The following is a 7,148-nucleotide window of genomic DNA, read 5'->3' as shown; positions in this document are numbered from 1 at the left end:
GACATGACATCCCCGAGTCTCCTCTGTGGCTCGCCCAGAAGGGTCGCACCGCGGAAGCCGAGGAAGTCGTGCGCAAGGTGTTCGGCGACGACGTGGAGCTTGAGCCCGCCGACGTCGAGCAGAAGACCTCGCTGAAGAAGGTGTTCGAGTCCGGCTACTTCAAGCGCATGGTCTTCTTGGGATTCTTCATCCTGTGCCAGGTGGTGCCGATGTACGCCATCTACACGTTCGGCCCGCAGATCATGAACGCGTTCGGCCTGGGCGCGGGACACGAGTCCATCCTGGGCGAGGGCGCGTTGAGCCTGTTCTTCCTGGTGGGCACCATCCCCGCCATGTTCTGGCACAACTCCATGGGACGCCGCAAGCTCGTGCTGATCAGCCTGTTCATGATGGCCATCGGCCTGACCGTCCTGGGTTTCTGGCCCACCGCGCCGGTCGTTGTCGTCATTCTGGCGTTCGGCCTGTATGCGTTCTTCAGCGGCGGCCCCGGCATCCTGCAGTGGCTCTATCCTAACGAGCTGTTCCCGACCGAGGTCCGCGCGACCGCCGTGGGTATCGCCATCGGCTTCAGCCGCATCGGCACGATCATCTCCACGTACGGCACGCCGATCATCCTCGCCGACTTCGGCGTAGGCCCGACGATGCTCATCGCAGCAGGTCTGGTCATCGTGGGATTCGTGATGTCGTACTTCATGGCGCCCGAGACGCGCGGCAAGTCGCTTGCCGAGACCAGCTCCGTCGAGGGCATTCCTGCCGTTCGTCAGAAGCGGCAGTAACCGCATAAGGCTGGCGGCGGCTTCGGGGAGGGGGCTGCCGCCTTGCCGCATAGGCATACAAGCGAATACCGTTTGCTACGGGCCGCTCCGCTTGGGGCGGCTTTTTTTGCGTGCTGTCGAATCGTGAGCGCTTGCGGATTGATGGGTTTGTGGGGCTGCCGAGTGGGCAATCGCTGCCACGCCGGATGGCCGGAACCACCTGTTTTTTCGCAAAACGCGCCATTGCTGGAGCGTCTGCGCTGGCTTTCTATACTTCGATATAGACGATGGCTGCCGCTTGAAGGCGGCGGGATGAGCGGCGCGGGCTGCGCCGGGAAAGAAGGACGCGATGGAAGCAAGCGTACGTTCTGACGAGGTCGCCAGGCTCATAGCTCAGGCGCATCCGGGCTGGACGGCAGAGGCCGTCTCTCAGCAGGCGCTCAGGTGCGCCGCGACGATGGATGAGCGGCTGCTGCCGCTTGTGCGCGAGCATATCGATACGGGAGCCACGCCCAATTTCCGCCACGAGGAGTTTTCCCTCGTGCAGATTCAACGGCTATCGCATGGCAGGAGCTATATCGATGCGCTGATCCTGATGGACGCGTACCTGAAGGATGAGGAAGCCGCCCGCGCGCGTATTCTGAGGCGCTAGCATGGGCACCTACGTCGCGCAACGGAGCGCCTCTGCCACGCGCTTCGCCGATTTGGGCGACACCGAGCTTTTGGGGCTTTTCTCCACCGATCGTTGGGGCAAGCTTTCGTACGCCGAGAAACTCGATGCCTGTCAAGAGGTTGAGAACCGCTATGCGGCGGCAAACGGATGCGAGCCGTGCACGGTGCGCGCCGAGCCTATGACGGGCGCCGCGCTGGGGTACCAGGGAAACAAAACCATCTGCCTGAACGAGAACGTCGTGCGCGACGGGGTGTTTCTGACCGAGGACGTGGACGAGAACGGCGCCACGGTTCTTGTGCCTTTGGAGGTGCGCGCCTCTAACTGGCAGACGCTGGAGACGGTGTTCCACGAGGGCACGCACGGCTTACAGGAAAGCCGCGGCCAAGTGCCCAGCACGTATTTTAGCCCCGGTTCAGACTACGACATCTATCGCATCCAGCCGATCGAGAAGCAGGCGTTTGAGGCGGGGCAGGAAAACACGCTGCGCGCCATAGCAACTGTTCAGGCGGCCGACGGCAAGATAGATCAGAACGCGGTCGACTACCTGGCGGCAGTGAGGGCCTCGTCATATCAGGAAAGCCTTGAGGCGGCGGCGCGCAACTACGGCGATAGGGATATCGATGCAACGGTGGCCGCGCTTGTCCAGCATCGCGAGTACGGCCTGGTGCCGCAGAACCCGTCCGACAGCTACAAGGCGTTGAATAACCTGCTCGACGAGCAGGGCAAGCAGCTTGAGGAAGCGGCGTTCGACCACCTGGAGGAGGAGCGCCGAGGCCAGCAGGACGCGCTTGGCAAGGATGAGGGCACGCAGCAGGATGCGCTTGGCAGGGATGAGGGCACGCAGCGGGATGCGCAAGATCGCGCGAATGAGGCGCTTGATCCCGGCAGCCAAGACCATGCCCCTCGTGATGCGAGGGGGTTGGCGGCGAGCTATTCCGAAGGCAGCGAGACGTATGGCGCTCAGGCTGATGACGGACTCTCGTCGGCATTGGGCGGGCAAGCTGAAGGCGTGTCTGCGGGCGGAGGCGTTTACGCGAACGAATCACCAGGCATTTCTCACGGTGATGCGGCATATGGAAGTGCGACGCAGGATGCCGATGACGGGTTGGGTTCCGCATCGCCCGGCATGGACGATTCGGCCTCATCGGACCTCGGTTTCGGCGCCAACGCGTCAAACGACAACGACGATGGTGGCGGCGACGAGGGCAATGCAGGCGGAAGCGGCCGCGATGGGGGCCAAGACTCCGGCGGCGGCCAGGATATGTAAGCGAGGTGCGATGTGATTACCGGAAAGGAAACGCTGTTCGGGTACTCCCTTGAGAATTGCACGTATATGCGCTCGGCGGATACGCCCCGCTATGTGTTCGAGAGCGCGGAGGGCGCACCTGCGTTTGCCGTGGACGACCCCACGGTGTTCAAGAACGTCCTGATGCTCGGCGGTGCCGGAAGCGGCAAGACCAACGTGCTCAACCAGGTCGTGGCGCAGACGGCGCTGTGGCGCGGCGGCGAAGATGGCGTGTCGCTCATCTTCGATACGAAGGGCGACTACCTCAGTCATCCGGGGTTCTATCGGCCGGGCGACTACGTGATTGCCAACGGACGTGCCCATCGCGACCGAAGCGACATCTGGAACCTGTTCGACGAAGTGCTGGCCGACGGCGAAGATCCGCAGGATTTTGAGGCCAACGCGCGCGAGATCGCGGCTGTGTATTTCCGCGACCGAGGCTCGAAGACGCAGCCGTTCTTCGCCCATGCCGCGCGCGACGTGCTCGCAGCTGCCATCATCTACTTCGTGCGCCGCAGCCTGGATGGACCCAGCGAGTGGAAGGACGCGCGCAACAATGCCGGCCTCGCCAACTTCCTGTTGAGCAACGATGTGGCGAAGCTGATGGAGTACCTGGGGCGCTATGCCGATTTTCGGGGCCTGCGGTCGTACGTGGGCGACGGCACCTCAAACCAGGCGCTCGGCGTGATGGGCGAGCTGCGGAGCCTGCTCTACGAATGCTTCCAGGGCAATTTCGCGGCGCGCGCAAAGCCGGGGCGGCGTTACTTTTCCATGCGTCGCGCTATCCGCGAGAAAGGCGGCAGGCGGATTTTCGTGCTGTACGACCTGTCGCTGGGCGAGACGCTTTCGCCGGTCTACCGGGTGCTGGTGGACCTCGCATTCAAGGAGGCGTTGGGCAATGCGGTTGAGGCGACCGGCAGGACGCATGTCTTCCTCGATGAACTCAAGCTCGTGCCGCGTCTGCAGCATTTGGAGGACGCCCTCAACTTCGGGCGCAGCAAGCGCGTGAGCGTGGTGGCGGGCCTGCAGAGCGTAGGGCAGATCAATGCGGCCTACGGCGAGCATGTGGGGCGCAATATCCTGTCGGGCTTCGGCTCGGTGTTCGCGTTTCGGATGAACGACGCTGCATCGCGGACGTACGTGTCAGATCTGTTTGGACCCAACGTGGAATCGTATCGCTACCAAAACGTGGGAAACAAGCAGTTCGACCGCGAACGCGAGGGCCGGACGGTCGAGCAGTGGGACACGATGAGCCTCAGAGTGGGCGAGGCTGTGGTGGGACTTGCCTCGCAGGCAGCCCCGTTCAGGTTCCGCTTCATGAAGGATCGAGACGCGTGAGGCTAAGGCCGAGTCGGGTGAGAACGCGTTGGGCAGGCGCCGTTGAGAGGGGGCTGCCGAAGCGGACGACGCGATGTCGCCCGGTTATGGCAAGAAGCAGCGCGGAGGAATAAAGGAGGAAAGGCATGGCACACGTCAATTTCGCGAGGTTCGCCACGCAGCGGCGTGAACTGCGTCTTGACGACGTGCTGCCGCAGGCCGGCGGCGCATCCAGCTTCGCGGCATTTTGCGGTTCTGCCGACCAGCGCAGGAGCGTAGCCCTGCGCGGCATCAGGCGTTCGTGCGGGCGCATGGGCGTCGTGGTGCTGCAGAACGATCCTCAGCTGGCGGCTGAAGTGGGTTCGCTGCGCGAGGATCTTTCGGGTGAGGCGGGCGCCAATCTGGCTTTTCGCACGTACAGCATGAATCCCGTAGGGTCGCTTGAACACTACTACGACCCCCTGTATGGGCTTTCCGCCGCGGCGGCGCTGGATGCCCTGATTCCCGACGACATGCCGCCTGCCGAGGCCCACGTCCTGCGAAGCTACCTTTCGGCGTATCTGCAGATCATGCTGGTCCAGTTCAGGATGCGCCCCGAGCCGTTCGGCGCGTACCCGTACAACCTCGACCTTCTTCTCGATCTGGCCGAAATGTCGCCGAGCAGGTTGGAAGCCGACGTGATAAGCCATATGCCGAGCCAGGACGCGCAAGCGGTCAGGACCGTGCTTTCGCAAGAGGATTCGCAGCAGCGCGCCTATGCCGCGGTGCGCGCGTTCGCCTTCGAGATAGGCACGTACCTGTGGACGCGGCGCGGCTTCGCGCGGCATACGCGCGCAAGCGTGGCGGCGGCGGTTCGAGGCGGGTGCATCGCTTCTGTGACGGTGCCTACCTCGAACAAAACGGTGTTTCGCTGCCTATATCAAGAGCTGCGTTCGCTCGTCGAGGAACGCTGCCCGTTTTTGCTGGTGGTAAGCGACGTGGCGCTTGACGAAGCGCCCGACGTGCGCCGGCTCATTACGGCGCCGCATGAGTCGGCGGGCTACATCACGGGCGTGACGGCGCCTGACGTGCTGCATGTCGCGCGCGACGACGCCGAGGTGGGGGCGCTTATCGCCCAGCACGCCGACGTGCTGGTGTTCCGGTGTGCGAGCACCCAGCAGGCCGAACCTTTCTCGCAGGCGTTCGGCACATATCGGCGCATCGTGACCGACAGGCAGATGAACACCTACCGCCAGCCTTTCGGCCTGTTCTCGTCGCACGGAGCGGGCAGCACCCGGCGCGAGGTGCAGGAGCGCAACATCAACGTGGAGGAGCTTATGGACTTGCTCAACGGCGCGGTCTTGTGCGGCAGCGCGCATGCTCAGCCGGTTCTTTTCAATCGCGTAGTCTTGTAGGGGAGGGTGGCGCCATGGCGAACAGCAGCAGCTACTACGAATCGCTTTTGAATGATTTCGAGCATCAATCAATCGGGTTTACGGGCGTTCGGAGTGACGCTCTCGCCCAGCGACAAGGCGCGAGCGGCGTTTCCACAGGTGGGCAGCTGCAGCCAGGCGTTGGAGGGCCGTCTTGCGGCATTTCGGCGTCGTCTGACGGAGGAAGCGATTACTTCGCATCGTTCGCCATGCCGCAGAGCGTCGCCGTGCCCGAGCGCGTCGATGCGCCGGTAAGCATCGGCCCGACGAGCGCCGGATCGCAGGGGAGGAGAGGGCTGGCAGGCCGCGCCCGCGACCTGCTCGATGAGCGCCATCGGCATCGTTCGACCCACGGCGCATCCTCTGCGAGCCGCGTGATTCCGTGGTTTCTTTTCTCCCAGGGCGCCATTGCTCGCTTTTTGCGTACGGTTTTGATAGTCGCCGTGCTTGCCTTCGCATTGTGGAACGCGCGCTATGCTATAGGCGATGCCCTTATCGGAATCATCGCCACCTTTGGCCCCATCGCTTTGATCGTCTACGTAATTTACCGCATGATTCGAATTCGCTAGGCTCATCATCCCGCTCTCTCTCGAGCTTCGCAGATTGCTCCGCGGGCGTCGCTCGGTCCTGATAAGGCCCCTTCGTATCTCTTAGTTTCACGCCTCTTGTCCTGCGCATACGACGCTTTCGCGCCCCTTGCTTTGAGAGCGCGATTGGTGCGTAAGATGATTGGGGTATGATGAGTGTAAACAACGACGGTCGTCCGAGGAGGGTACGTGGCAGCGCGGGGAATATGCAGGAGAGTATGGGACGTGCCCGAGATTTATCGCGTCCGGCTGCCTTTCTCCAATTTGAAAAAAGGCTCATCGAACTGCTACGTAGTCAAATCGGGCTCTGAAAGCCTGATCGTCGACATGGGCGCGTACAGCCCTGAGGCGCGCGACCTGTTTGTGGGCGCCATGGACGAGCTGGGCGTCGACGTCAAATCGAGCAAGGTGTTTCTGACGCACATGCACTTCGACCACGCCGAGATGGCGCCGCATCTGATGCCCGCAGGCACGCGGGTGTACGCCTCGGCCATCGGCGTCAGGGCGCGCACGCCCGAGGAGATGGCGCGCTCACAGGAGTTGTTCTTCCGCCGCATGCTGGCCAACGGCGCCACCGAGGACGACGCGCGTGCCTATAGGGTCTGCAACGCCGAGACGGCCTTCCTTGACCAGGACTTGTTCGATGTACGCTACGTGAAGGAGGGCGACGCCCTGCACGTGGGAAACGCCTCGTTCCGCGTGATCGCCACGCCGGGCCATACGCCGGACCATCTTTGCCTCTATGAGCCCGATTTGGGCATTCTCTTCGGCGGCGACGCGGTGCTCTATACCACCACGCCCTCCATCGACCCGCTGCCGGGAAAGCTCGACGCCTACGCCATGTTCATCGAAACGCTCGAACGCCTGCGTGACCTGCCGCTGCGTTGCGTGCTTCTGGGGCACGGAGGCGCCGTATACCGCCCTATGGGGGAGCGCATAGACCAGATTATCGAAAAGAAAGAACATAAGCTTGAGCGGGTGCTGGAGGCCGTTAGGGCCATTCCGTATTGCACGGGCGAAACGGCTGCGCGCGTATCGCTGCATCGTACGCTGGAGGCGTGGCGGGCGTTTTCTCCTATCCAGCGCTACTACGCGATGCTCGAGTGCTTCGTGAGCATC

At 63.0% G+C, this 7,148-nt stretch carries 7 protein-coding genes; all 7 read left to right on the top strand.

What is annotated here, in order from left to right; genetic code table 11:
* The coding region (locus Q0J60_RS08800) for an MFS transporter (protein WP_294440658.1) at positions 1 to 776 on the top strand (776 nt) is incomplete at its 5' end.
* 328 nt (positions 777 to 1,104) lie between these two features.
* Positions 1,105 to 1,407 (top strand): hypothetical protein, encoded by a 303-nt coding sequence (locus Q0J60_RS08795; RefSeq protein ID WP_294440656.1) that lies wholly within the window; start codon positions 1,105 to 1,107, stop codon positions 1,405 to 1,407.
* A gap of 1 nt (position 1,408) precedes the next feature.
* A complete protein-coding gene (locus Q0J60_RS08790) occupies positions 1,409 to 2,695 on the top strand; it encodes a hypothetical protein (RefSeq protein ID WP_294440654.1) in 1,287 nt (428 codons plus the stop codon).
* A gap of 12 nt (positions 2,696 to 2,707) precedes the next feature.
* Positions 2,708 to 4,051, top strand: a complete 1,344-nt coding sequence (locus Q0J60_RS08785) for a type IV secretory system conjugative DNA transfer family protein (RefSeq protein WP_294440650.1) — start codon at positions 2,708 to 2,710, stop codon at positions 4,049 to 4,051.
* Between the two features lie 125 nt (positions 4,052 to 4,176).
* Positions 4,177 to 5,424, top strand: coding sequence for a hypothetical protein (locus tag Q0J60_RS08780; RefSeq protein WP_294440648.1), 1,248 nt, complete (start codon positions 4,177 to 4,179; stop codon positions 5,422 to 5,424).
* Between the two features lie 14 nt (positions 5,425 to 5,438).
* Positions 5,439 to 6,011 (top strand): hypothetical protein, encoded by a 573-nt coding sequence (locus Q0J60_RS08775; protein ID WP_294440645.1) that lies wholly within the window; start codon positions 5,439 to 5,441, stop codon positions 6,009 to 6,011.
* A 282-nt stretch (positions 6,012 to 6,293) separates the two neighbouring features.
* Positions 6,294 to 7,148: MBL fold metallo-hydrolase (locus Q0J60_RS08770; protein ID WP_294440642.1), on the top strand; the 855-nt coding region annotated here is incomplete at its 3' end.

This window comes from uncultured Slackia sp. (assembly GCF_944321625.1).
Taxonomy (GTDB): domain Bacteria; phylum Actinomycetota; class Coriobacteriia; order Coriobacteriales; family Eggerthellaceae; genus Slackia.
Note: the sequence above shows the minus strand (reverse complement) of the source record. Positions and strands in the feature narration are given on the sequence as shown.